The organism is Actinotalea ferrariae CF5-4 (genome assembly GCF_000603945.1).
In the GTDB taxonomy this organism is placed as follows: Bacteria; Actinomycetota; Actinomycetes; order Actinomycetales; family Cellulomonadaceae; genus Actinotalea; species Actinotalea ferrariae.
This window is the reverse complement of record NZ_AXCW01000411.1, coordinates 1-1,912: the sequence shown is the minus strand read 5'-3', so window position 1 is coordinate 1,912 and position 1,912 is coordinate 1. Positions and strand designations below refer to the sequence as shown.

Genomic DNA, 1,912 nt, shown 5'->3' with positions numbered 1-1,912 from the left:
TCTACGGGCTCCTCATCGCCCGCTGTGACGACTGCGGGGCCGTCGAGCTGCGACAGCGACAGGAGAGCAACGCATGAGCAAGCAGAAGCACGACCTCGGCTATCAGAAGCGCCGTTGGGCTGAGGCGCACCAGGGCCGCACCGCCGACGTGTGGAGGGTCGGGGCACTCAACCGACTGGCACAAGACCTCGTGCGCCGCGGCGTTGCCTCCCCGGTCATTGTCGGCAAATACCGACCCTCCTACTTCATCGACTACGACGCCACGAACACCACCGAAGGGAAGCCCTCATGAATGACCGACTGAGCCGCGCATACGCGCCGGCAGAGCACGCCCTCACCCGCCAGGAACGCGAGGACGCGAACCGCGCCCGCACGTTCCGCCCGAACCCCGACCTCGACCGGGCGCTCGACCTGCGGACCACCGACCCCGCCCGATACGCCGCCCTGCCGCGGACGGTTCGGATGTCCGCCGCCTACTACGCCAACGACAAGGCCGCCGCTGAGCGCGCCACGACTCACCAGGAGAACTGACCATGACCACCAAGACCGCACTCACCACCCTCGACACCGACGCGCTCGCCGCCGAGCTCGCCCGCCGCCAGGAAGAGAAGGCGCGCGCCGAAGCCGAGCGGGCCGCACGGCTCGACGACGCCCGCCGGAAGTGGGCAGAGACCACCTGGGCCGGTCGGGACGCAACCGAGGAGCAGCTTCGGGAGCAGGGCAACCAGCACCGCGACGCGTTCAGCGCAGCCGTCCGGGCCGCCGACCTGCCCGCCGCGTTCGCCGCATGGGTGGCCGAGCGCGCCGCCCGGTACGCCCGCGAGGCCGTCCGCAACAAGGCCGTCAGCGCCGGGAACACGCTGGGCCACACCACCAACAACATCGCAGAGGTCCGGTGGTACGACCCCGACTTCCTGCGCCGCCTCGAGCACGAGGCAGACCAGGCCGCCCGCGTGAAGGGGTACGACCTGGCCGACTCCCTCGTGCCCGACGCCCCCACGGAGGCGTGACCGATGGCCCTGGACGCGCTGGACCCCGGACCTAACGGGGACTTCCCGAACCTGCCGCGACTGGCAGACGGCACCCTCGACCCCGACCGGATGCCGACCACCCCGTACTACGAGCTCACCCCCTACGGCCGGGTACTCATCGACCCCACACCCACCGTGACGAAGCCGGACGGCACGCGCGTCCGCGTCACCGACATCCCGCCGCCGGCCGCATGAGACCCGCCGTGCTGGGCGTGAACGTCACCCCTCACCCGTTCGGCCAACGGGAACAGGGGAACGAAGGCCGCGAGCGAGTTCTTCCTTTCACCGCTTTGACCGACCTGCGCCTAGCACGGCATCCCCGTTCGCCCGGGACACGAACCGCACTCATGCATGTAGGGGGGTGGGGCGACCGGGTAGCGCGCTTCACCGCCGGTGAGGACTCCCTGGCCCCGATGTACCACTCAACCCAAGTCGATCAAGAAGGTAGGTGACTAGATGGGCACTCCGAGGAACGCGACGAAGCCGAACAGCCGCGCTCACCGTCGCCCTGTCGCCGCAGGTCAGCGTGCCGCGATGGTGCTCCTGCCCGCCATTGGGTGTGACCTCCCGGTGCCGCGGATGCCCGAGGGCCGGGAGTGGACCCGGGTGGAGAAACGGCGCTGGAAAGAGCTGTGGACGTCCCCGCAGGCCACGCAATGGGACGAAACGGCGTCGGGAACGGTCGCTCTGCTGGTGGCATACGAGTCGATGCTCCTGGCCGGTCAGGGGTCGGCGTGGACCGCGCAGGAGGCGCGTCACGCTGCTGACGCGCTGGGGCTGACGCCCCGGGCGATGGCTGCCCTGGGCTGGGTTGTGGAGTCCGGGTGACTGGCCGGCGGATGGCTCGAGCGGGTGTCACGGCAACCGCGGCACGCCGCGAG

5 protein-coding genes are annotated in these 1,912 nt (G+C 70.4%); all 5 read left to right on the top strand.

Going from position 1 to position 1,912, the window contains the following annotated elements; all coding sequences use genetic code 11:
* Window positions 1-73: 73 nt before the first annotated feature.
* The 5 genes from N866_RS18345 to N866_RS18325 all read left to right on the top strand — a co-directional run bounded on the left by N866_RS18345 (window position 74) and on the right by N866_RS18325 (window position 1,859).
* A complete protein-coding gene (locus N866_RS18345; protein ID WP_034229452.1) occupies window positions 74-292 on the top strand; it encodes a hypothetical protein in 219 nt (72 codons plus the stop codon).
* On the top strand, window positions 289-531 hold the full coding sequence (locus N866_RS18340) for a hypothetical protein (protein WP_034229450.1): 243 nt from the start codon (window positions 289-291) through the stop codon (window positions 529-531). Before N866_RS18345 ends, N866_RS18340 begins: the two co-directional genes overlap by 4 nt.
* A gap of 2 nt (window positions 532-533) precedes the next feature.
* Window positions 534-1,010: a hypothetical protein gene (locus tag N866_RS18335; RefSeq protein WP_034229448.1), complete on the top strand. Its 477-nt coding sequence runs from the start codon at window positions 534-536 to the stop codon at window positions 1,008-1,010.
* A 3-nt stretch (window positions 1,011-1,013) separates the two neighbouring features.
* Window positions 1,014-1,226 (top strand): hypothetical protein, encoded by a 213-nt coding sequence (locus tag N866_RS18330; protein WP_034229446.1) that lies wholly within the window; start codon window positions 1,014-1,016, stop codon window positions 1,224-1,226.
* 261 nt (window positions 1,227-1,487) lie between these two features.
* Window positions 1,488-1,859, top strand: a complete 372-nt coding sequence (locus tag N866_RS18325; protein WP_483756951.1) for a phage terminase small subunit — start codon at window positions 1,488-1,490, stop codon at window positions 1,857-1,859.
* Window positions 1,860-1,912 lie beyond the last annotated feature (53 nt).

Coding starts and splice junctions, on each gene's coding strand:
- N866_RS18335 (WP_034229448.1), top strand. CDS start 534: ATGACCACCAAGACCGCACTCACCACCCTCGACACCGACGCGCTCGCC.
- N866_RS18325 (WP_483756951.1), top strand. CDS start 1,488: ATGGGCACTCCGAGGAACGCGACGAAGCCGAACAGCCGCGCTCACCGT.
- N866_RS18340 (WP_034229450.1), top strand. CDS start 289: ATGAATGACCGACTGAGCCGCGCATACGCGCCGGCAGAGCACGCCCTC.
- N866_RS18330 (WP_034229446.1), top strand. CDS start 1,014: ATGGCCCTGGACGCGCTGGACCCCGGACCTAACGGGGACTTCCCGAAC.
- N866_RS18345 (WP_034229452.1), top strand. CDS start 74: ATGAGCAAGCAGAAGCACGACCTCGGCTATCAGAAGCGCCGTTGGGCT.